Source organism: Chloroflexota bacterium, from assembly GCA_014360905.1.
Lineage (GTDB): Bacteria > Chloroflexota > Anaerolineae > UBA2200 > UBA2200 > JACIWX01.
In genome coordinates, this window is sequence record JACIWW010000024.1 from 29,062 (window position 1) to 50,294 (window position 21,233).

The 21,233-nt window shown below is 56.6% G+C and carries 19 protein-coding genes; 12 read left to right on the forward strand and 7 right to left on the reverse strand.

The genetic code is table 11. The annotated features are described in order from the left end of the window. Positions 1-134 precede the first annotated feature (134 nt). Both H5T67_10140 and H5T67_10145 read left to right on the forward strand, forming a co-directional pair. Positions 135-1,292 (forward strand): putative C-S lyase, encoded by a 1,158-nt coding sequence (locus tag H5T67_10140; GenBank protein MBC7245671.1) that lies wholly within the window; start codon positions 135-137, stop codon positions 1,290-1,292. Positions 1,293-1,303: 11 nt separating this feature from the next. Further along, positions 1,304-1,954: a YdcF family protein gene (locus tag H5T67_10145; protein ID MBC7245672.1), complete on the forward strand. Its 651-nt coding sequence runs from the start codon at positions 1,304-1,306 to the stop codon at positions 1,952-1,954. Here the strand turns inward: H5T67_10145 and H5T67_10150 are convergent. The 3 genes from H5T67_10150 to H5T67_10160 all read right to left on the reverse strand — a co-directional run bounded on the left by H5T67_10150 (position 1,951) and on the right by H5T67_10160 (position 5,549). Next, positions 1,951-2,823 carry an ABC transporter permease gene (locus H5T67_10150; protein MBC7245673.1) on the reverse strand — a complete coding sequence of 291 codons (873 nt, stop codon included), beginning with the start codon at positions 2,821-2,823 and terminating at the stop codon, positions 1,951-1,953. The two genes, H5T67_10145 and H5T67_10150, sit on opposite strands and share 4 nt — an antisense overlap. A 53-nt stretch (positions 2,824-2,876) precedes the next feature. Then, positions 2,877-3,896 (reverse strand): ABC transporter permease, encoded by a 1,020-nt coding sequence (locus H5T67_10155; GenBank protein MBC7245674.1) that lies wholly within the window; start codon positions 3,894-3,896, stop codon positions 2,877-2,879. A 72-nt stretch (positions 3,897-3,968) separates the two neighbouring features. Then, positions 3,969-5,549 carry an ABC transporter substrate-binding protein gene (locus H5T67_10160; GenBank protein MBC7245675.1) on the reverse strand — a complete coding sequence of 527 codons (1,581 nt, stop codon included), beginning with the start codon at positions 5,547-5,549 and terminating at the stop codon, positions 3,969-3,971. Between the two features lie 434 nt (positions 5,550-5,983). Here H5T67_10160 and H5T67_10165 point away from each other — a divergent pair, with 434 nt between their 5' ends. The 5 genes from H5T67_10165 to H5T67_10185 all read left to right on the forward strand — a co-directional run bounded on the left by H5T67_10165 (position 5,984) and on the right by H5T67_10185 (position 10,433). After that, a complete protein-coding gene (locus tag H5T67_10165) occupies positions 5,984-6,691 on the forward strand; it encodes a DUF5058 family protein (protein MBC7245676.1) in 708 nt (235 codons plus the stop codon). Positions 6,692-6,705: 14 nt separating this feature from the next. Beyond that, positions 6,706-7,407 (forward strand): hypothetical protein, encoded by a 702-nt coding sequence (locus H5T67_10170; GenBank protein MBC7245677.1) that lies wholly within the window; start codon positions 6,706-6,708, stop codon positions 7,405-7,407. Between the two features lie 78 nt (positions 7,408-7,485). Beyond that, positions 7,486-8,661, forward strand: a complete 1,176-nt coding sequence (locus H5T67_10175) for a M20 family metallopeptidase (protein ID MBC7245678.1) — start codon at positions 7,486-7,488, stop codon at positions 8,659-8,661. Between the two features lie 129 nt (positions 8,662-8,790). Continuing rightward, complete coding sequence (locus H5T67_10180) at positions 8,791-10,191, forward strand: amidohydrolase (GenBank protein ID MBC7245679.1); 1,401 nt, start codon at positions 8,791-8,793, stop codon at positions 10,189-10,191. A gap of 74 nt (positions 10,192-10,265) precedes the next feature. Beyond that, positions 10,266-10,433 carry a hypothetical protein gene (locus tag H5T67_10185; protein ID MBC7245680.1) on the forward strand — a complete coding sequence of 56 codons (168 nt, stop codon included), beginning with the start codon at positions 10,266-10,268 and terminating at the stop codon, positions 10,431-10,433. A gap of 139 nt (positions 10,434-10,572) precedes the next feature. Here H5T67_10185 and H5T67_10190 read toward each other — a convergent pair whose 3' ends face one another. After that, on the reverse strand, positions 10,573-11,112 hold the full coding sequence (locus tag H5T67_10190) for a peptidylprolyl isomerase (protein ID MBC7245681.1): 540 nt from the start codon (positions 11,110-11,112) through the stop codon (positions 10,573-10,575). Positions 11,113-11,807: 695 nt separating this feature from the next. On the opposite strand from H5T67_10190, the gene H5T67_10195 reads away from it, so the two are divergent. Genes H5T67_10195 through H5T67_10210 form a run of 4 tightly spaced genes read left to right on the forward strand, consistent with a single transcriptional unit; the run spans position 11,808 to position 17,947 of the window. Then, entirely contained in the window at positions 11,808-12,734 is a 927-nt protein-coding gene (locus tag H5T67_10195) for an ATP-binding cassette domain-containing protein (protein ID MBC7245682.1), read from the forward strand. Positions 12,735-12,793: 59 nt separating this feature from the next. After that, positions 12,794-15,685 carry a Gldg family protein gene (locus tag H5T67_10200; protein ID MBC7245683.1) on the forward strand — a complete coding sequence of 964 codons (2,892 nt, stop codon included), beginning with the start codon at positions 12,794-12,796 and terminating at the stop codon, positions 15,683-15,685. After that, positions 15,682-16,635 (forward strand): DUF4340 domain-containing protein, encoded by a 954-nt coding sequence (locus tag H5T67_10205; protein MBC7245684.1) that lies wholly within the window; start codon positions 15,682-15,684, stop codon positions 16,633-16,635. The genes H5T67_10200 and H5T67_10205 overlap by 4 nt, the downstream gene beginning before the upstream one ends. 34 nt (positions 16,636-16,669) lie before the next feature. Continuing rightward, on the forward strand, positions 16,670-17,947 hold the full coding sequence (locus tag H5T67_10210) for a hypothetical protein (GenBank protein MBC7245685.1): 1,278 nt from the start codon (positions 16,670-16,672) through the stop codon (positions 17,945-17,947). Here the strand turns inward: H5T67_10210 and amrS are convergent. Beyond that, on the reverse strand, positions 17,925-18,944 hold the full coding sequence (gene amrS / locus H5T67_10215) for an AmmeMemoRadiSam system radical SAM enzyme (protein MBC7245686.1): 1,020 nt from the start codon (positions 18,942-18,944) through the stop codon (positions 17,925-17,927). The genes H5T67_10210 and amrS overlap by 23 nt on opposite strands. 416 nt (positions 18,945-19,360) lie before the next feature. Continuing rightward, complete coding sequence (locus H5T67_10220; GenBank protein MBC7245687.1) at positions 19,361-19,714, reverse strand: hypothetical protein; 354 nt, start codon at positions 19,712-19,714, stop codon at positions 19,361-19,363. Between the two features lie 519 nt (positions 19,715-20,233). On the opposite strand from H5T67_10220, the gene H5T67_10225 reads away from it, so the two are divergent. Continuing rightward, a complete protein-coding gene (locus tag H5T67_10225; GenBank protein MBC7245688.1) occupies positions 20,234-20,728 on the forward strand; it encodes a permease in 495 nt (164 codons plus the stop codon). Between the two features lie 55 nt (positions 20,729-20,783). On the opposite strand, the gene H5T67_10230 is transcribed toward H5T67_10225, so the two are convergent. After that, a complete protein-coding gene (locus tag H5T67_10230) occupies positions 20,784-21,122 on the reverse strand; it encodes a hypothetical protein (protein ID MBC7245689.1) in 339 nt (112 codons plus the stop codon). Between the last annotated feature and the right edge of the window lie 111 nt (positions 21,123-21,233).

Below are 21,233 nucleotides of genomic sequence, written 5' to 3' on the forward strand. Positions count from 1 at the left end.
GCTGGGCGTATTGTACCAAACGTCCTGCAACAAGTTCAAATGGCATCATCTAAGCCATTTTGCTGCTCGTTCTTTCTTGGGGTACAATGTCCACCGATTTTGTATGCACACGATCACAAAGAGGTGGAGTGAGCATGACAACCTGCGACTTTGACCAATTGATTGACCGCTGTGGTACCGACAGCGAAAAGTGGAGCCGTTACCCCCGCGAGGCACTGCCGCTATGGGTAGCGGACATGGATTTCCGCGTGCCCGAGCCGCTGATTCAGGCTCTGCGCCAGCGTGTGGAGCATGGCATCTTTGGCTACGGGCGTGAGCCACCGGAACTGCGCGAGGTCATCACCACGCGCCTGCGCAGGCTATATGGTTGGCAGGTAGAACCGGAGGCGCTGCTCTTCCTGCCTGGTGTGGTCATTGGCTTCAACCTGACTTGTCAGGCACTGACCTCACCGGGCGATGGCGTGCTTGTCCAGACTCCGGGCTATCCTCCTATCCTCCAAGCTCCGCTCAATGCGCGATGCACTCGCGATGAAATGGAATTGACCTGCGGCGCAGATGGGCGGTACACAGTGGATTTCGACCGTTTCGAGGGAAGCATCACCCCACGAACGCGCGTCTTCATTCTGTGTAACCCACACAATCCTGTGGGACGGGCATTTTCGCAGGAAGAACTGGAGCGTATGGCTGAAATCTGCTTGCGGCATAACATCGTGATCTGTTCGGATGAGATTCACTGCGATTTTCTCTTTAGTGGCACCCGCCATTTGCCCATCGCTTCATTGGCTCCGGAGATAGCCAAGCGGACTGTTACTTTGATGGCTCCGAGCAAGACGTTCAACATACCGGGCTTGCGCTTCGCAGTGGGCATCGTGCCGGATAAGGAATTGAGAGAGAAGCTGTGCGCAGCCAAGAGGGGTCTGGTAGGCGAGCCAGACATCATGAGTTATCTCGCCGCTTTGGTCGCGTACCGTGATTGCCAACCCTGGCTGGAGGAATTGTTGCGTTATCTAGAGGCCAACCGTGACTTTATCCTGCAATACGTGCATCAGAACCTGCGTGGGATCAAAATGACCAAGCCGGAGGCTACTTACTTGGCTTGGTTGGACTGCCGTCAGTCGGGAATCCCAGGCAACCCCCAGCAGTTCTTCCTGGAGAAAGCACGGGTTGCACTGAACGACGGCCTAGATTACGGCCGAGGCGGTGAGGGATTTGTGCGGCTCAACTTTGGCTGTCCGCGCAGCACCTTGACCGAAGCACTGCATCGCATGGAGGAGGCTCTCACTACACTGTGAACTGGCTTCTAGTGGTTAAAAGAGTGAAAGCGGGACCCTGGCTTGCTCTGCTCACTGTCATTGTGGGCTCTACCCTGGTAGCCTTTCCCACCTGGACGCTGACCGCGCGCTATGAGCAGCGCATCTATCACAGTGTCGAGGAAGTGCCACCAAAGCCTGTGGCTGTGGTCTTTGGCGCAGGATACTGGCCGGATGGTACGCCCAGCGATGTGATGAAGGATCGCGTCGAGGCAGCCATTGCGCTGTACCGCTCCGGACGCGTGCGCAAAATCCTTTTCAGCGGTGACAATCGTTTCGTGCACTACAATGAACCAGCCAAGATGCGGGAATATGCACTGAGCCTAGGGCTGCCCGATGACGCCATTGTTCTGGACTATGCCGGGCGACGTACCTATGACACCTGCTACCGTGCTCGGGATATCTTTGGCTTGCGCGATGTAGTGCTGGTGACACAGCGTTACCACCTCCCGCGCGCTTTGTACATCTCCGAGCGCCTGGGTTTACATGCCGTGGGCTACGTTGCGGATCACAGGACTTATCCTCACATCCGTGAGTACTGGCTACGTGAGGTTCCTGCGCTCTGGATGGCATGGTGGGATCTGAGTGTGACCTATCCCATCCCTGTATTGGGCGACCCCATTCCCATTGTCACGGATGGCTAAACGCCTCGCAGACGCGGATCAAACGCATCGCGCAATCCATCGCCGAGGAAATTAAAACCCAAGACCACGCTGAGCACAGCCAGGCCAGGGAATGTAGTCAACCACCATTGGTAGAATTTGAAACGGCCTAGCGAGATCATCGCTCCCCATTCCGGCGTGGGCGGCACGGCTCCCAATCCAATGAAACTGAGAGCAGCAATGTTCAGAATTGCGCTGCCGGCATCCAGCGAGGCTTTGATGATAATGGGAGCGCTCGTGTTGGGGATGATGTGTCGGCTCAGAATGCGCTTCTGAGGCACTCCAATTGCCTGTGCAGCCATCACGTAGTCATTATGCTTCACACTGAGCACTTGTCCACGCATCAGACGTGCGTACTCTGGCCACCATACCAAGATCATGGCAATTACAGCATTCTTCAGGCTGGGACCGAGCACTGAAGCGATAGCCAGAGCCAGCACGATGGAGGGAAATGCCAGCGTAATATCTGCCACGCGCATGACCAGCAGGTCAAAGATGCCGCCAAGGTAACCAGCCAGTGCTCCCACGAAAGCACCCATGAGCATCGAAAACAGGATTACCACCAAACCCACTGGTAGCGAGATGCGCGCTCCATAAACTACACGGCTGAACACATCACGACCCAGTTCATCAGTGCCAAAAAGGTGCTGTGCCGAAGGTGGACTCAGTCGGTCTTCGACCTTCTGTGCCAGGGCGTCGTAAGGGGCAATAAGTGGCGCAGCGATAGCGACAATGGCCCAGATGAAAATCACCGCTGTCCCAAACATGGCCATGCGGTTGCGTACAAACATGCGCAGTCCGCTTACCCAAGGCGATTGGGAAGAAAGCCGCTGCCGGAGTCGCTCCGTCATGAACGATGCCCTTTGGGTGTGCGTATCCATGTCACTCCTCACCTTGCACGATCTTACGCCTCTCGAATGCGTGGGTCGATCACACCGTACAGGATGTCCACAATGAGGTTGACAAAGATGTAAATCAGGGCAATAAGCAGGGTTGTCCCCAGCACAGCCGGGTAATCCAAGTTCACTGCCGCCTCCACGGCATAGCGTCCAATGCCGGGCCAGGCGAAAATGGTCTCGGTCATGATGGCGCCGGTCATCAGCCCGGCAAAAGCTAACCCCATGGTAGTCAGCGTGGGGATGAAGGCATTGCGCAAGGCATGCCGTAGCAGCACCACACGCTCGTGCAACCCCTTGGCACGAGCGGTGCGGATGTAATCCATGCGCAACACTTCCAGCAGAGAAGAACGGGTGATACGGCAGATGATGGCCAAGGTGAACCAACCCAGGATCACCGATGGTAGGATGAGATGACGCAAGGCATCGGCAAAGGCATTCGTGTCGCCGAGCAGGAAGGTATCCAGCAAGTACAATCCGGTGATTCCATGTGGAGTGGCAGCGCGGGCATCAATACGCCCTGGACCTGGCAGAATGCGCGCTTTGAAATAAAACAAGAACAATGCCATCAACCCGGACCAAAATGGGGGCATGGATGCTCCGAGCAGGGAGATAAAGCGAGCCAGGTGGTCTATCCAGCTACCGGCTTTGACTGCCGCTAAAATCCCCAACGGCAGCCCCACTGCCGTGGCAAAGAGCAATGAGGCCACAGATAATTCCACGGTGGCTGGCAGGTACTGTGCCAGGTCCTGCGCTACTGGCCTCTTGGTTTTGAAGGAAACACCCAGATCACCATGTGCTAGGTTCCACACGTAGTACAGGTACTGTTGGGGCAGAGGTTTATCCAATCCCCATTTGCGGATCGCGGCTTCCACGATGTCTGGGTGGTCCAATGCCTTTTCGCTGACAATGACCACGAGAGGATCCGCTGGCACCACACGCGAAACGAGAAAAGTCAACAAGGTCACGCCAATCAGCATTGGAATAACCAATAGCAGACGGCGGATGATGTGCGTAGATAGACCCATTGAGCCAATCCTAATGACGAATTGCGATGAGCCCTCCCGCAGACACTGAAGCCTGCGGGAGGGTTTGCTTGGTTATTTGCTAAGGTCAAAGAAACTGACAAAGTGCACTGGATGATAGGCAAAGCCCTTCACAGCTTTGTTCATCGCCACGATCTGTTGGTTCTGGTAGAGCATAGTGAATGGCATGTCATCCATGAGCACTTTCTGCAGATCTTTGATCGCTTGTTCGCGCTTGGCTGGATCGAGTTCGGTGCCGACGATTTTGGCATAGCGTTCAGCCTCTGGGTTATTGTACCACATGCGTTTGGCTATGCCGCGGTCGTGGTAGGAGAAATAATCGGTCCACATGGTGGGGTCAAGGTAATCAGGGGTCCACCCGCCGAAGCAAAAGGCTAGCTTCTGAGCACGCATCTCGCTCAGATAGACACTCTGTTCCATGGGCTTCAAGTTGACCGTGATGCCTACTTCAGCCAAATCGCTCTTCAATTTGGCAGCGATGGTCTCGCGCACCGGGTTCGAGCCATAGCAGAGCTCCACTTCGAAGCCCTTCTCATAGCCCGCTTCCTTGAGCAACGCTTTGGCTTTTTCCAGGTTACGGCCTTGGGTCATGGCTGGATCCACACCCAGGATGCCCAGCGGGATAATGCTGGGCGCCCGACTGCCGTAGCCACGGAGCAAGGCTTTGATCAACCCGTCGTAATCAACGCTCAGGGCAATAGCCTGTCGCACCCGCTTATCCGATAATGGCTTAGATAGCTCTGGATTGGAGGTCATGGCCAAGTAGTTCTGGTTCAAGGTCTGGCCAATGATTACCTGAAGGTTGGGGTCTGCCTTGGCCTGCTCCACCAGGTCAACGTCCAGGCTCTCCACCATATCGGCATCACCGCGCTGCAGCATTTGCAGGGCGGTAGTGGGATCAGCCACGTGCTTGATAATCACCTTGCCCAGTTTCGGTTTGCCCCGCCAGTAGTTCGGATTGGCTTCCAGGATGATTTCTGCTTTTGGTGTCCATTTGGTAAGGATGAAAGGGCCACTGCCGGCTGAATTCTGGTCCAGCCAATCCTTGGCCTTATCGGTTTGATCGGCATCAGCCGCATCTGTTCCGCCATGTTCCTTGACCACTTTGCTGTCCACAATGCACATCGCAGGCGCGGCGCAAATGGCCAAGAATGCCGGCGAAGGCTCGGTCAAGATGACTTTCACGGTGGTGTCATTCACCACCTGGACATCAGCGACAATGTCAGCATAAAAGGCAGGGTTGTCTTTGATGTTCTTCAGGCGCATCCACGAGAAGCGCACATCCTCAGCCGTGACTGGATTGCCTGAAGTGAATTTGACCCCTGGGTGTAAGTAGAAGGTATAAGTCAGTCCATCTGCAGAGACCTCCCATCTGTCGGCTAGGCGTGGAGCTACTTTGGTCAGGTCGCCGGCGCGGAATTCGACTAGGGTGTCGTAGGTGGAGTTATGAATCATCAGGTTAGTTGTTTCATAAGCGTGGTGGGGATCTAGCGTCACGACATCATCCATGTTCATGACCATGACCAAAGTGGGCAACGGGACAGGAGTAGGGGTTGCTCTGGGGGCACATGCGGCCAGGGTTACGACCAGCGCGGTCACGAGAATAAGAGTTAGGCTCAAGCGTACGAATTTCATCTTCTCCTCCTTTGGGATCAGGGTAAAAAATGAGAAGGATGAGGGTGTGTTGTTGACCACAGTATACCGAGCATTCCCGTGCTTGTCAAATATCCCGTAGCGATTCGTTTGACATTTTCACGAAATCTCGTTACAATAGCAATAAATTCTGCAGCCGAATATATTCTGGGAGGTTCCAGAGTGCGAAGCAGAGATGGCTTCTATCGAAGAAGACCAAACCGCGCAGCAGTCCTATGCAAATAGGGCTTGTGTTCGTGCGGTTTTTTGTTGCTTTGCGCATGAGCAGAAGCCAATCCGTGGTAGAAGGAGGTAGCAAGGAGAGGAGGTGATGCGTATCGGGTAGCGGAAAGCGTGCTTCTAAAAACTTGTTCTGGCTAACTGCAATGGGCGGTTTGCCGCTCAATCCATTCACATTACTTGAGGAGGGAAACAAAATGGACTGGAAAGCAATAGCCAATGCTCCTTGGCTTTGGTTCTGTGGGTTCGTTCAGGCTGCCATTGGTGTTGGCCAGGCCTGGTATTTCTTGAGGCTGGCGACCAGGCTTCTGGAAAAGCACGGGGGCTACAAGTCGAAGGACATCACGGCCATCGTCCGAGGAGCCCTTATTACGGCCTTCGGTCCCATCATGGCGGAGATCTTTGTCATGATGGCCCTAATCATCGCCATCAGCCCGGCCTATGCCTGGCAGCGCGAAGGAGTGGGGGTTGGTTCAGTCTTCACTGAGTTGGTTCAGGTGTCCAATGCGGCTGTCGGCGTCGGACAGGAGTTTGGACAGCCCAGTTTCAACATCATTGGATTCGCTGCAGCCATGGTCGTGGTCAATATCTCCTGTATTGGTTGGTCCCTAGGGGCAGCACTCTTCACTCCTTACCTAGGCAAGGCTCGTGACAGGCTATCAGGAGGCGATCCTCGCCTGCTGGCGGTTATCAGCGTTGCCAGCACGCTCGGAATCTTTGGTTACTACGCCGCCAACGAGATAAAGAAAGGAGGCGGACGCCCTACAGCAGTGGTTGCTGGCGCGCTGCTCTCCATGTTCCTGTTCAAACTGGCTGATTGGCTCAAAGTGCCACGTCTGAAGGAATGGGCACTGGGCATTGCCATGTTTGGCGGCATGTATATTGCTCATCTTTTGGGAAGCTAAGGAGGAATGGTCAAATGGCACCGAATGAAGGATTTGTGGATCTCCCTGCTGAGCCGTTCGAGAAGGAATATCTCGCACCGGTTCATCGGGTAGGGTTCTGGACCTGCATCGCGATTAGTGCAGCCATGTTCTTGCCGCCTATATTACTCTATTTGCTCTATGGCGCTTCCGCTCCTTGGTCGGGTGTTATGGCCGGCATGGCCCTTGCGTTGACCTATGCGGTTCCCTTCTTTTTCATCGAGCCCATCAGCTACTACCCCATCTATGGCGATGCCGGCAACTACATGTCCATGACCACCGGCAACGTCTCCAACCTGCGCCTGCCTTGCGCCGCCGTGGCCCAAGCTGTAGCGGGTGTACCGGAGGGAACACGCAAGGGCGCCGTAATTGCCTGTATTGGTATCGCCGTCTCTGTGATCGCAGGAGTAATCGGCGTGTTCTTCGGCTCTCTGGCCGGCGGTTGGATCACCGCTCAGTTCCCGAAGTGGTTGACCGATGCGTTCAAGGTCTACTTGCTGCCTGCTGTTTGGGGTGCGGTGTTTGGCCAGTTTGCCCTGCGCGGACCGATGTACGCCATTCCCGCGCTGATTATTGCATGGATACCACTTGTGCTCGGCTGGAAAGCCTATTTCATCATCCCCACCGCCGTGTTTGGCACTCTCCTGGTGGGCTATGCGCTGTACAAGTGGCGCAACATTGCTCCTAGGGCTGGCTAACGAACAGGGCTGCGACCTCCGAGGTCCGCTGCGACTTCGGAGGTCGACTATTCTTTTAGAGAGGAGAGGGAAATAAGAATGAAGCAAGACACAGAGCTCCTGACCAAAATCAAGGAGGACGAATTGGTGCGCCTTTGCCAGGACATGGTGCGCATCAAGACAATCAACCCGCCGGGCAACGAGCGCGAGAACGCTGATTACGTGGCCGATTTCCTGCGCAAGGCTGGCCTTGAGGTTGAGATATTATCGCACACCGAGACCAGGGCTAGCGTCGTGGCGCGCTTGAAAGGCAGTGGAGAGAAGCCAGGCCTTCTTTATTCTGGCCACCTCGACGTGGTGCCTGTGGGGGCGCAGGAGTGGCTGCATGACCCCTTTGGCGGCGAAGTCATCGAAGGCAAGTTGTGGGGCCGTGGTGCTTCGGATATGAAGGGCGGCGATGCTGCGATCCTGATTGCAGCCAAAGTGCTGGCAGAGTCTGGCATACCGCTGAAGGGCGACCTCATCCTCAACTTCAATGCTGGTGAGGAGGGCGAGCAACTAGGAGCGAACGCAGCCGCCGCGCACTTGTCCGGTGAGCGGGTACAGGCTGTGGTCATCACCGAACCCAGTTCCAATGATGTCTACATTGCGGAGAAGGGTGCCTTCTGGCTAGAGTTGACCACGTATGGCAAGACGGCGCATGGCTCCGCGCCTCACCTAGGACAAAACGCGATCATGATGATGGTGGCGCTTTTAAGCGAACTGGATCGCCAGGTTGTGCCGTACCAAGAGCATCCATTGTTAGGCGGCTTTACCCGCAGCGTTAACACTATCACTGGTGGCGTCAAGACCAATGTGGTACCTGATCAGTGTACGGTAACCGTGGACCAGCGCACTGTGCCTGGACAGGATCACCAGGCTATCCTGCGCCAGGTGAAAGAACTCATTGCAGACCTGAGCCGCCGCATTCCCAACTTTAAGGCTTCGGTCAAGGTGATCAACGACCGCATCCCAGTAGCCAGTGCGCCGGATGAAGCGACTGTGCAGCACTTTTTCGATGTCGTGGCCGAGGTAGTTGGCAAGCGCCCTGAACCCAAGGGCGTGGCCTACTATACTGATGCGGTGTCTTTGATACCAGCACTCAAAGCACCGCTGATCATCTGTGGGCCGGGCGAGGCCAGCTTGGCCCATCAGCCGAATGAATATGTCGAGGTAGCCAAACTGGTTGAATCAGCCAAGATCCTCACCTTGGCTGCTGTTCGTTTGCTTACCTGACAGTCGCCCATTCACAGCATACGAGAGATAGGCGGGGTTTTCCCGCTTTCTGGTAGCCCCGCCTATCTTTGTCTATTGAGGGAGCCTGTGATCCCCCTCTGAGCAATATACCCGATGAAAGGAATAGCGATGACTGCAAAAGAAAACGCGTTGCAGTGCCTGGAAACGAACCAAAACAAATGGATAGAATTGGCCAAGGATATCTGGGAGCATCCGGAACTAGGCCTGCAAGAAACTCGTTCCTCCAAACTGCTGGCAGACGAACTGGAGCAAGCTGGTTTCTCCGTCCAGCGCGGCGTGGACCAATTAGCGACTGCTTTTGTGGCTTCGTGGGGGGACGGAAAACCCATCATCGGCATCTTGGGCGAGTATGATGCCTTGCCTGGGCTTTCGCAAAAAGTCTCTGCGGCCCGCGAGCCGGTGCAGGAGGGAGCTCCAGGGCATGGCTGTGGCCACAACCTCTTCGGCGTTGCTTGCCTAGCTGCCGCGCTGGCGGTCAAGGAAGCCATGGAAAAGGCAGGCATCAAAGGGACTATCCGCTACTATGGCTGTCCCGCTGAGGAAACCATGGTTGGAAAACCCTTTATGGCCAGAGCCGGGGTTTTCGACGATTTGGATGCGGCTATTACCTGGCATCCTTTCTATGTCAACAGCGTATGGTGGAGCTCGTTTCTGGCCATGAATTCCTTCAAAGTGAACTTCCATGGCGTCGCGGCCCACGCTGCGGCTGCGCCACACGAAGGACGCAGTGCGTTGGATGCCGTGCTGCTCATGGACATTGGTGTCAACTTTATGCGCGAGCACATGCCTGAAAAGGCTCGTGTCCACTGTGTGATCACGAAAGGCGGCGAGGCTCCCAATGTCGTCCCTGCTTATGCCCAGGTGTGGTATTATGTGCGTGCTCCGTTGCGAGAACAGGTAGAAGCGATTTACGCACGGATAATGGACATCGCCAAGGGGGCCGCGCTCATGACGGGCACCACCTATGATGTGGACTTTCTCACTGGCGGCTACGACATGCTGCCCAATGACACCCTCTGCGAACTTTTGCTGGAGAAGTTGAAGGAAGCCGGCCCACCCCAGTTCACCGCTGAGGAAAAAGAGTTTGCACGGAAGTTGCAGGCTACCTTGCCGCCCAACGCAATTGAGGATGCCTTGCGTTCTTACGGGCTGACCCGGGAACAGGTTGGTGACCCGCTGTGCGAAACCATCGTGGAGCCATTTGACAAGGGCAGGGTGTTGCCTGCCTCCACGGATGTGGGCGATGTGAGCCACATCGCGCCAACAGCGCAGATCACCACCTGTTGTCATGCCCTTGGCACTCCCCTGCATAGTTGGCAGAATACCGCTTTTGCTGGTTCGAGCATTGGCTTCAAAGGGATGATGGTTGCTGCCAGGACGCTGGCGCTGGCAGCGTTGGACCTGTTGACCAGACCTGACCTCGTCCAGGCGATTCGCGCGGAATTCGAGCAGAAGCGGGCAGGCAAGAAGTACGTCTCGCCGTTGCCCGAGGGCGCGACGCCGCATTAGCATAAGATCCTAAGGGTTTTCTAAACCCTTAGGGTCTTATTCAAGAGCTATCTGCGCAGAATGGGAAGGTGCAATTGCCGGTGCAGATAGACCCAGACATCCGCGTCGCCGGTATAATTCACCGTACCTGCATACAAGTTGCCGTTGTACACGGCAACGGAATCGTCGTAGTAGGTCGAGCGGTTGGCTGCGTTGCCAAAGCCATCGAAGCCGACCTGTTCCCATTCGGTTCTGTGTTCTGATTAGTCAACTAAGTACGACCCGATACCGGTCGCCATCGTGAACAACAAGTTCTGCTATCCCACAGGGACAGCTCCACGGCCGCCCCGGGGCTCAGCCTAGCGCCCTGGCGCTTGACAGTTGTTGACTAGAACCCAACACCTATTCCGCTGTTCCGGCAAAATGCACCAGGGTCTCTATTTCTGCTTTTTGGAACTCCGCTTCGAACCATTCCTGGAAGTTGTATTCTTGGATTTGCGCCAGTATTTCTGGATCCAACGGACGCACTTCTTTGCCTAACACCCGGATGATATGATAGCCGTAAGAGGTGGACACCAGGTCGCTGGTTTCCCCTGGGTTCAGGGCGAAAGCAGCATCCTCGAACTCGGACACCATTATACCGCGGGGGAACCAGCCCAGATCGCCGCCTTGGTCTTTGCTGCCGGTATCAATGGAGTACTCCGCTGCCAAGGCCGCAAAGTCTGCGCCTGCTTTTAGCTTCTCCAGGACCTTTTTGCCTGTTTCCTCGCTCTCTACCAGGATGTGTGCGGCATGCACCTGTTCCACTTCCTCTGGCCCCCCATGGGCTTTCATGAGCATCTGAAAGAGCAGGTAGGTCGTGAGCTGTTCGTCCATGGTCTCTGGAGTCCATCCCATCTCAGCTAAAAAGTCCTCCCAAGTCGCGTATTGCCCGCTTTGCATCACATCTTCCTGAATGCTGGCCAGTTCAGCCGCGTGCTGCTCTTTGTCTACAACCAAGCCTTCGGCAGCGGCTAGTTGCCGCCCCAGTTGCTCCTGGATCATCTGTTGCAGCACCTGATCCTGAAATTGGGGGATGAGAGCCTGCATTTGCTCATCGTACCAATCTATGCTGTATTGTGCAGTAACCGCATGCAATTGCTGCAATAGCTCTGCCAAGTATGCCTCTGCGGTGATGTCTATGCCATTGACGCGTGCCACTACGGCTACTCCTGGCTTAATTACGTGCTCCCAAGCCACGTCTACCCCTCCAATGGGGCGTGGAGTGGCGGTCGGGATCGCTTCGGTGGGTGGCTCGGCGGTCGGTTCCGGGGTAGGGGTCGGTGTCGCGGGCTGACCACATGCCGTCAACAGCAGGGCCAACAGCAGGGTTATTGATGTAACCAATCGAAATTTCTTCAAAAATCACCTCCATTCGTTGTAAAAAGAAAAGCGCCCGGTGCTAGATTGTGAATAGAGCACTGGGCGCTTGCGAGACCATGCTCAACCAATCTAGAGCTATATATTATTATACTACAATTCGCTCCAAACGTAAAACCGGTCAGTTCTACACACGGAAAGTCTCTTGTCTTGACAAATTGCTCAGATTGGATAATATTGTCTGTGCTTCAAATCCATCAGGCTTGGGAGGAAAGCAAGTGATTGATGTCGTTGATGTGAAAAAGTCCTATGGCCTCATTGAGGCTTTGCGCGGGGTTTCTTTTCATATTGACGAAGGCGAGATTGTGGGCTTGCTCGGTCCCAATGGTGCTGGCAAGACCACGATGATGAAGATCCTGACCGGCTTCTTGCAACCAGATGAAGGCACCGTGCACATCGCTGGCCTGGATGTCCTGACGCAGCCGCATCAGGTTCAGGCATTGCTCGGCTACCTGCCCGAGAATGCCCCGCTCTATCCAGAGTTGTCCGTCCAGAGCTATTTGCGCATGATGGCCGACCTGCGCCAGATCCCGCCGAATGAACAGCAAACCCTCCTGTCAGAGGCGATCTACGCCACGGGGTTGCAGGAACACTTGACTCGCCCCATCGGCGAATTGAGCAAAGGCTTCCGACAGCGGGTGGGGCTGGCCCAGGCCATTCTGCACCGTCCCAGGCTGTTGATCCTAGACGAGCCCACGCTCGGCCTCGACCCCACGCAGGTCGTGGAGATCCGCCGCCTGATCCGTCGTTTGGCCGAGCAAAGCACGATCCTCTTCTCGACGCATATCCTCTCTGAAGTGGAGGCGCTCTGCGATCGGGTGATTATCTTGATGAACGGCCGCATCAGGGCCGACGCCCGGCTTTCGGAGCTGGCTGCCACCCCGGATGCAGTACTCGTGCTCTCTGACGCTGCCGCAGATGTGGAGCGCATCCTCCGCGAGTTGCCTGGCGTGAGAGGCGTGGAGGCCCTGCGTTCGATGGATGGTTTCCCAGCTTACCGCATCCTAGGCAAACGACGTGGTGCGAAAGACCTCTGCCCCGCCATCTACGACCTGGCTCGCCAGCACAACTGGCCATTGCGTGAACTGCGACGCGATGTCCGCACGCTGGAGACAGTCTTCAACGAACTGGCTACGACTGCTTGAGTGCGCTGGGTAGTCCAGCCTTCCCAACTCCCATCTGAACTAATGCAAGAGGTGTAGTGATGAAACAAGCATTGGTAATCACGCGAAAGGAACTGCAAGGTTATTTCACTTCGCCAATGGCGCTGATCTTCATTGGTACTTTCTTGGCGATCACTCTCTTCTCCTTCTTTTGGGTGGAAACCTTCTTCGCACGCGGAATCGCCGACGTCCGGCCGCTATTTCGCTGGATGCCGGTGCTGATGATCTTTCTGGTGTCGGCGCTGACCATGCGCCAGTGGAGCGAGGAACAGCGCTCAGGCACGTTGGAGATGTTGCTCACCCTGCCTGTTTCGCCAGTGCAGTTGGTGCTGGGCAAATTCCTGGCAGTGCTGACGCTCGTGGTGGTTTCGCTGCTGCTGACCCTTTTCCTGCCCTTTACCGTCTCCTTACTGGGCAATCTGGATTGGGGCCCAGTGATCGGTGGCTATCTGGCGGCCCTCTTGCTGGCCGCGGCTTATGCCGCGATTGGGCTTTTTATCTCTTCGCGCACCGATAACCAGATTGTTGCGCTCATCTCCACTGTAGTGCTCTGCGGCTTGCTCTACCTGCTAGGGTCCGGGGGAATCACCAGTTTTTTTGGACGCACCTTAGGCGAGATACTTCGCGCCATGGCACCGGGCAGCCGCTTTGAAAGCATCGAACGCGGTGTGGTGGATTTGCGTGACATGCTCTATTACCTCTCCCTCAGTGGTGTTTTCCTCACGCTCAATGTGCTCTCTCTGATCAGCAAGCGCTGGAGCCAGGGCGAAGGCGCGCGTCCGCAGCGCCGTGCCGCAACACTGACCTCGCTGTTGCTGGTGCTGAACCTAGTAATGGTCAACGTCTGGGTCTATCCCTTGCATGGCTTGCGCTTAGATCTCACTGAACAGCGGGAGTACACCCTGTCCCAAACTACGCGCGAGTTGCTCAGCAACTTGCAAGAGCCTCTGCTTATCCGTGGCTATTTCAGCGAGAAGACGCATCCTTTGCTTGCTCCGCTGGTGCCTACTATCCGCGATATGTTGCAGGAATACCGCGTGGCTTCAGGTGGCAAGGTACAGGTGGAGATCATAGACCCGGCCAAAGATCCGGAGAAGGAAGCAGAGGCTAACCAGATTTACGGTATCCGTCCCACACCGTTCCAGATCGCTGGTCGCTATGAGTCCGCCATTATCAATTCGTATTTTGACATCCTGATCCGCTATGGCGATCAGAGCGAAGCACTGGGCTTTCAGGACCTCATCGAGATCGTAGCCCGCCGCGATGCCATGCCAGATGTGCGTCTGCGCAACCTGGAGTATGACCTGACCCGCTCCATCAAAAAAGTGGTCTATGGCTTCCAGAGCATAGATGCGGTGCTGTCCGCACTCGATGAGCCAGCCAAATTGACCGCCTATATCACGCCCAATACTTTGCCGGATGTCCTCGCCGATGCTCCCAAGACCATCGAGAAAGTGGCCAATGACATACAGAAGCAAGCACCGGGCAAATTCACCTACAGCATGGTGGACCCCGATGCGCCGGGCAGCCCGGTCTCCAGGCAGACGCTGTACGAACGCTACCGCCTGCAACCCATTGCTTTCTCGCTCTTCTCTCCCGAAACCTACTACCTGTACATGCTCCTGGAGATCGGGGATCAAGCGCAGGTAATCTATCCTACCAGCGATTGGAGCGAAGCCTCCGTGCGCACGGCCATCGAATCGGCGCTGAAGCGCGCCTCGCCTGGCTTTCTCAAGGTAGTAGGACTGTGGACACCACCACAAGAAGCAACGCAGAACGCATGGGGACAGACGCAGCAGCCGCTTTCCACTTGGCAGGAACTCTACAGTTATCTGGCTCAAGAACAGGAGGTACGGACTGTCTATCTGGAAGGCGGCAGTGTGCCAGCGGACATAGATGTCCTCGTTGTGGTTGCGCCTCAGGATCTGAGCGACAAGGAGCGCTATGCCATTGACCAGTACCTGATGCGTGGTGGGGCAGTCATAGCAGTGGCGGGCAATTACAAACTGATCGCTGACCCCTATACCGGCGGTTTGGGCATTGAGGCGATCAAGGATGGCATGCAAGAGTTGCTTGCTAGTTACGGCATCACGGTGGAGCATTCTATCGTGATGGACATGCAGAACGAGCCATTCCCAGTGCCAGTCGTGCGCAACGTGGGCGGCATTAGCATCCGGGAAATTCAGGCCTTGAATTACCCGTTCTTCGTGGATGTGCGGACTGATGGTATGGCGCAGGGGCATCCGATCGTTGCCAACCTGTCTGCTGTGACGCTCAATTGGACCTCGCCCGTCACCATAGATGAGGCCAAGAACGCCAAGAGGCAGGTTACAGTTCTGTTGCGCTCCAGCAAAAACTCTTGGACGCAGACCAGCACCTTCATCCAGCCGAATTTCGAACAATATCCACAACTGGGCTTTGCTGTGGGCGAGGCGAAGCAGAGCTATCCACTGGCGGTGGCAGTGCAAGGCAGTTTCGAAAGCTACTTCAAGGGCAAGCCCTCTCCTTTGCTTGAGACTGGTGAAGGAGAGGCAGCAGCCCAGACGGCAGGCGGCACCATCGAAGTGTCACCCGAAACCGCGCGCCTGGTGGTCATTGGCAGCGCCGCTTTCCTCGATGACATCGTCTTCCAACTCTCTTCGTATCTATCGCAGGATCGCTATTTGAACAGCCTGAAACTGATGCAGAACGCCGTCGCCTGGTGTACCGAGGACCTAGATTTGTTGAACATCCGCGCGCGTGGCACTACCGCTCGTGTGCTCAACCCGCTGAGCGAACGCGCGCAATCCATGTGGGAGGGTTTGAACTATGCTGTGGCTCTGGTGGCACTTCTGGGCGTTGCGGTCGTATGGAATGTGCGCCGCAAGAGCGAGCAGCCAATGGAGTTGTTGCCCGCAAAAGCACTCGCCAAGGCCAAGGAGGTGAAACCATGAACCGTACGCATCAAATCCTGGCCGCAGTCCTGGCCATCCAGATCATCCTGACCATCGTCCTGTATTGGCCGAAGACGGCAACGACCGGGAGCAGCGGCCCGCTCATCCCCGACTTGCAAACCGCGGACATTGTCGCCATGACCATCACCGAGATGGGCGGCGAGACACTGCAACTGCGCCAGGTGACTGGCAACTGGGTCTTGCCCAATGCGGACGATTATCCGGCCAAAGCAGAGCGCATCACACAGGAATTGGACAAGATTGTGGGACTGAACACCCGTCGGTTGGTGGCGCGCACCGAGGCCAGCCACAAACGCTTGCGCGTCGCAGCCGATGATTTCCTGGTTCGGCTCGACCTCGAGACCGCTAGCGGAGCCAAGCACACCCTTTTCCTGGGTTCTTCTCCCAGTTACGGCAATACGCACGTGCGCCTAGATGGCCGGAGCGAGACGTACCTCGCCAGCAACCTGACGCCTTGGGAATTCAGCACTGCTCCCGCCACTTGGGTGGACACCTCGTACTTCACCGTGTCGAAGGATGAGGTCACGAAGATCACGATCGTGAACCCCAAGGGCACCTATACGCTGCAGAAGGATGCCGCAGGTACCTGGACCTTGGCTGACCTGGCCCCCGGCGAAGAGCCCACCAAGGAGACGGTCAACCTGATCGTAACCAGGGCTACCTCCGTGACGATGGTCAGGCCGTTGGGAAGGCAAGAGCGCCCTGAATATGGCATGGACAATCCCATCGCCGTAGTCACGTTGCAGAAAGGCGAGGAGACCATCATTTTGCGCATCGGTGCGCAGGACACCAGTGACAACACCTACGTAATGAAGGCGTCCACGTTGCCATACTACGTCAGGGTGGGTGACTACATGGTCAAACCGCTGGTTGAGTATGGACGCGAGGATTTGTTCCCACCCAAGGGAACACCCACACCGGGCTCATAAATTGGTCGGGTAGCCATTGAGAGGAGAATTGAGATTGAAGCGCCGCATGTTTCAGTTCGGGCTGACCATCTTGCTGATGGTCAGCCTGATTGCGGCTTGTCAGCAGACGGCGGATTTCGATGATCGCCTGAACGAGATTGTCGCTCCCTATCGCTTCCACATCCTGCGTTGGGAATGGCAACACCTGCTGGAGTGGCCTACTTCAGCAAAAGGCAGCCCCCGTTCGCCGAGCGCCAACCAGAGCGAGGTCGAGATAGTACAGGAGTACTTTCGCCTGAACGACGAGATCCGTTTGGTGCAGTGGGAGATCAATGCCATCGCCGCAGGGAACAAGCAGGGGGATTTGGCTGCCAAAGAGGAAGAACTAGAGCGGCTGCAGCAGCGCAAAGAGGAACTGAAGAGCGCCGTCCAATGGATCCTGGGACGGCAGGTGAGGGAAGCGTTCGTGGAGCAGGGGATCTTCAATCCCCTAGACCGCTTTGTCCAGGTGGGGGTTAGTTTTCCTCCCCTCAATTTCCGCCTAGCCCGTCCGCCCAATCTCCTGGTGATTTCACCCCGCGAGCGCATAGAAAGCCTGCGCGAAATCATGCTGGTGCAAGAACTCGATTTGGAAACCATCGAGGACATCGAAGCCCGCGTGGATGCGTTGGGCGTTTCTTCATTGGTGACGGAGTTGGGCGGTTTTGGCGCGACCTACCCTGCCTTTGTCGCGGACGATGCCTCGCTGGGCTGGACGATCGCGACGGTGGCCGAGGAATGGCTGCATCAGTACCTCGTTTTCACTCCACTTGGCTTCATGTACCTGCTGGATTCCATTCGCGTGGCCCCCAATTACGAGATTGCCACGATGAACGAGACGGTGGCGGGGATGGTCAGCGACGAAATTGCCGAGATGGTGCTCGATACCTATTACCGTCCTCGGCAGGCCATGCCGACGCCGCCACCTGAGACTCGTCCCTCGACAGGCTTTGACTTCAACCGCGAAATGCGCCAAATCAGGCTCAGGGTGGATGAGTTGCTGGCTAAGGGAGAAGTAGAGCAGGCAGAGCAGTTCATGGAGGAGCGTCGGCAGTACCTAGCATCCCAAGGATACTACATCCGCAAACTGAACCAAGCCTACTTTGCCTTTCACGGCACCTATGCCGATGAGCCGACGTCGGTTAGCCCCATCGGCACGGAAATGGCCGCGCTGAGAAAGCGCAGCACCTCGCTGAGCGCATTCCTCAACCGTGTGGCTGCGATGACCAGCCGCCAAGACCTCATCGAGGCCCTGTCCACGTCTCGGCTCTCTATGCCCACACTCCTGGGATGACTTGCCCACAGAACTTGCACTTGCCATTCACGATGTGGTTCGCCACCACGGTAAAGCCTTGGCGTTGGATGAGCATTTCGCCACAATGGTGACAGTAGGTGTTATCCCCCGGATGCCCCGGCACGTTGCCAATGTAAGCATAGTGGATGCCCTCTTCCAGCGCGATGTTGCGTGCCATTTCCAACGTCTCCACCGGCGTCATGGGCAAGTTGGTTAGTTTGTACTGGGGGTAGAAGCGGCTAAAGTGCGTCGGCACGTCGGGTCCCAGTTCGTCCATGATCCAGCGACACAGGCCACGCAAATGCTCTTCTTCGTCGTTGAGCGTGGGCACCACCAGCGTGACGATCTCCAGGTGAATGCCTTGTTGCCGAATGGTCTTCATCGTCTCCAGCACGGGACGCAAGGCGCCTTGGCAAACGCGGATGTAAAAATCGGAACTGTAACCCTTGAAGTCAATCTTGATCGCATCCACTGCTTGGCACAACTCGATGAGTGGGGCGGTGTTGATGAACCCAGCGCTGACTACCACGCTGCGTATCTGCTTTTCTCGCGCCAGTCGTGCGGTGTCCAGCATGTACTCATAGAAGACGGTCGGCTCCGTGTAGGTGTAGGCGATGACGGGGCAATCGTACCGCTGAGCCTGAGCCACGACTTGTTCAGGTGGCAAATCCACATAGTCCACTTCCTCCGGACGGCGCTGTGAGATCTGCCAGTTCTGGCAATAGAGGCAGTGCAAATTGCAGCCGGCGGTGGCCAGGGAAAAGGCCTGGCTTCCGGGCAGGTAATGGTAGAAGGGCTTCTTTTCGATGGGGTCTATGTGCACCGCACAAGCGCGTCCGTAGACCATCGTGTAGAGGGTGCCAGCGCGATTTTCGCGCACACCGCATTCGCCACGCTGACCATCAGCAATCGCGCAGCGCCTGGGGCAGAGATCGCACATCACTTGCGTTGAGGCTGATTGCCCGCTGGGCTTCTTGTAGTAGAGAGCGGGGCGCATATAGGATGGAATAGAGATGGGCGTAGGCACAGCAGATGTCGTGAGTGTAGCAACCGCAGCAGGTGCAGTGGACATGGTGGGTGGCAGTGGACTGGGACTGGGCTGCTCTGTGCCCGGTTGGCAGGCTGTCAGTGCTTCACCCGCAAGCAGGCACACGCCCGTATGCAGCAGCGTGTTCAGAAATTGACGCCTGGTAATCCGAGCCATAGTTCAATCTCCTAATAGGGCCGTTTCCAATCACGGCATACGCTTCACTGATGATAATATAGTGTAGCACATTTCCCGATAATGCGCAAAGACCGTTTGTGGCGTCGGGTCATTTCGGGCAACCGCTTCTAAAAATGAAAAGCCCGCGGGCCATTCTAGCGCCTGCGGGCATCTTTTCGGTTGGAGCCGGGGAATTGAGCCCCGGATGTTCACTTCGTCGCCAAGACGACATATTCACCAGCGCCATGGTATTCGTACACCTGGCCATCGGCCACTAGGCGAATGACATAGCCCGGCGTGATGACGGTGAGGTACATCTTGCCTGGCTCGGGCACGCCCAGGCTGCTATCGGAGAACTGCACTGCCTCCACGCTCTGCACGTGGATGTCGTCAGGCTGTGCGTTCAGGCGCTGTGCTAGATCTGCTTTGGCCAGGTCCACCAACGGCTGCGCTTCCGCCCAGTTCTTCTGCTCCAACCGCGCCCCCGTGGAGACGAAACCGCTGACCAGCAAGACGCTCACAGCGAGCAAAATCCCCCAGAGAATCAGTTCGCGTCGGTTCATTTTGCCTACTCCTTTCTCTTTGTGTTTCCCTTTTGATCATTCTTGCCTAGTGGCAAGTCCTCTCATAGACGCATTGCCCAGGACAAAAGTTCCCCTTGCTTCGGCACTGGGCGCAGCAAACTGCACACTGCGCACTTCTTCCTCCTTTGCCAGGGCTGGCCCCCAATAAAAAAGAGACCAAGTTTCTGGGAGAACCCTGGTTTCTCGCGCTATTATTGACAGCCCGCTGCGAATATGCTATCCTTAGCGTGGGTCTGGTAGGAGGGGAGCCATGGCGCGGGACATCGCGCGCGAGATTAACGACCGCGCAGGCGAGGCCAACTGCCTGAGCAATCTGAGTCGGGTCTATGAGAAACTAGGCAACCTGGCACAGGCAATCGCCTGCCAGCGCCAAGCAGTGGCCACCCTGGAGGAACTGCAATTGCTGCAACTGGAGGAGGCGCGCAGGCGCCTCACCGAACTCGAACGCGCGCCACTTCCATCGCCCACCGCCAGCCACAACTGCGATAGGAGGGACAAATGGATAGCGCTACTTTGGTCATGGCGGCGATTGCCTTGGTCTTGCTGGTGCTGGCTTACCTGCGTGGCAGCAGCGTTTGCGTCGCAGGGGTCAAAGCGGGCGCGCAGATGCTCTGGAACGTGCTGCTTCTGCTGCTGCTCTCCTTTCTCGTGGCCGGGCTAATGCAGGTGCTCCTCCCCAAGGAGCAAATCCGGCGCTGGTTGGGGACTGAATCTGGACTGCGGGGCATCCTGCTGGGGTGCCTTGCCGGTGGCATCGTGCCTGGCCCGCCCTATGCCGTCTTCCCCATCGTCGCCTCTCTGCATCGGGCGGGGGCGGGCATCGGCGCGGTGGTGGGCTTTGTCAGCGCCTGGTCGCTTTGGTCGGCCAGCCGCTTCCCCACCGAATTCGCCATCCTCGGCCCGCGCGTTGCCCTCATCCGCTTCCTCTCCACGCTGCTCTTTCCGCCCATCGCGGGCTGGCTTGCCCAATTCATCTTGGCCAGGCTCGCTTGACAACCCGTTCGTAGTAGGTGCTTTAGCGCTGAGCACAGTAAACTGCGCTACGCGCCTATTCCTCCCCGACAATGCGGAACTCCCGCGGGGCAGCCTCCACCGCATGCGCGTGGTAAGGCGGCAGGAGTCCATTCGGCGCTGGCGTGCCGCCCTGGATGACCACCACCGGCGGATAGGCGCCGTAGCGGCCACCCTGCCCGTAGGGCGGCTCCTCCATTTGACGCTCTCTGCGTGTCATGATCACCATCAACAGCACGCTCATGGGAATCCCTGCCGCCACGCCGCACACCACCCCTACCACCACCGCCATCGCTTCCGCGCTCATGCGCTGCCCCACCACCACTGCCAACGTCACGGCAAAAGCCAACGCCACTGCTATTGCCACTCTACGCATCCTTCACCTCCGACTGAAATCAAACGTAAAACGGAATACGGAAAACGTAATACGTAATACGGAACACGCAATACGCACCACGCACCACTTCTCCCTCCTCACTCCTCACTC

What these genes read in the sequence shown, in the direction of transcription:
- H5T67_10140 (MBC7245671.1), top strand. Translation starts at nt 135, where the DNA reads ATGACAACCTGCGACTTTGACCAATTGATTGACCGCTGTGGTACCGAC.
- H5T67_10170 (MBC7245677.1), top strand. Translation starts at nt 6,706, where the DNA reads ATGGCACCGAATGAAGGATTTGTGGATCTCCCTGCTGAGCCGTTCGAG.
- H5T67_10155 (MBC7245674.1), bottom strand. Translation starts at nt 3,896, where the DNA reads ATGGGTCTATCTACGCACATCATCCGCCGTCTGCTATTGGTTATTCCA.
- H5T67_10220 (MBC7245687.1), bottom strand. Translation starts at nt 19,714, where the DNA reads ATGAACCGACGCGAACTGATTCTCTGGGGGATTTTGCTCGCTGTGAGC.
- H5T67_10205 (MBC7245684.1), top strand. Translation starts at nt 15,682, where the DNA reads ATGAACCGTACGCATCAAATCCTGGCCGCAGTCCTGGCCATCCAGATC.
- H5T67_10190 (MBC7245681.1), bottom strand. Translation starts at nt 11,112, where the DNA reads ATGCAAAGCGGGCAATACGCGACTTGGGAGGACTTTTTAGCTGAGATG.
- H5T67_10165 (MBC7245676.1), top strand. Translation starts at nt 5,984, where the DNA reads ATGGACTGGAAAGCAATAGCCAATGCTCCTTGGCTTTGGTTCTGTGGG.
- H5T67_10175 (MBC7245678.1), top strand. Translation starts at nt 7,486, where the DNA reads ATGAAGCAAGACACAGAGCTCCTGACCAAAATCAAGGAGGACGAATTG.
- H5T67_10200 (MBC7245683.1), top strand. Translation starts at nt 12,794, where the DNA reads ATGAAACAAGCATTGGTAATCACGCGAAAGGAACTGCAAGGTTATTTC.
- H5T67_10225 (MBC7245688.1), top strand. Translation starts at nt 20,234, where the DNA reads ATGGATAGCGCTACTTTGGTCATGGCGGCGATTGCCTTGGTCTTGCTG.
- amrS (MBC7245686.1), bottom strand. Translation starts at nt 18,944, where the DNA reads ATGCGCCCCGCTCTCTACTACAAGAAGCCCAGCGGGCAATCAGCCTCA.
- H5T67_10230 (MBC7245689.1), bottom strand. Translation starts at nt 21,122, where the DNA reads ATGCGTAGAGTGGCAATAGCAGTGGCGTTGGCTTTTGCCGTGACGTTG.
- H5T67_10150 (MBC7245673.1), bottom strand. Translation starts at nt 2,823, where the DNA reads ATGACGGAGCGACTCCGGCAGCGGCTTTCTTCCCAATCGCCTTGGGTA.
- H5T67_10180 (MBC7245679.1), top strand. Translation starts at nt 8,791, where the DNA reads ATGACTGCAAAAGAAAACGCGTTGCAGTGCCTGGAAACGAACCAAAAC.
- H5T67_10160 (MBC7245675.1), bottom strand. Translation starts at nt 5,549, where the DNA reads ATGAAATTCGTACGCTTGAGCCTAACTCTTATTCTCGTGACCGCGCTG.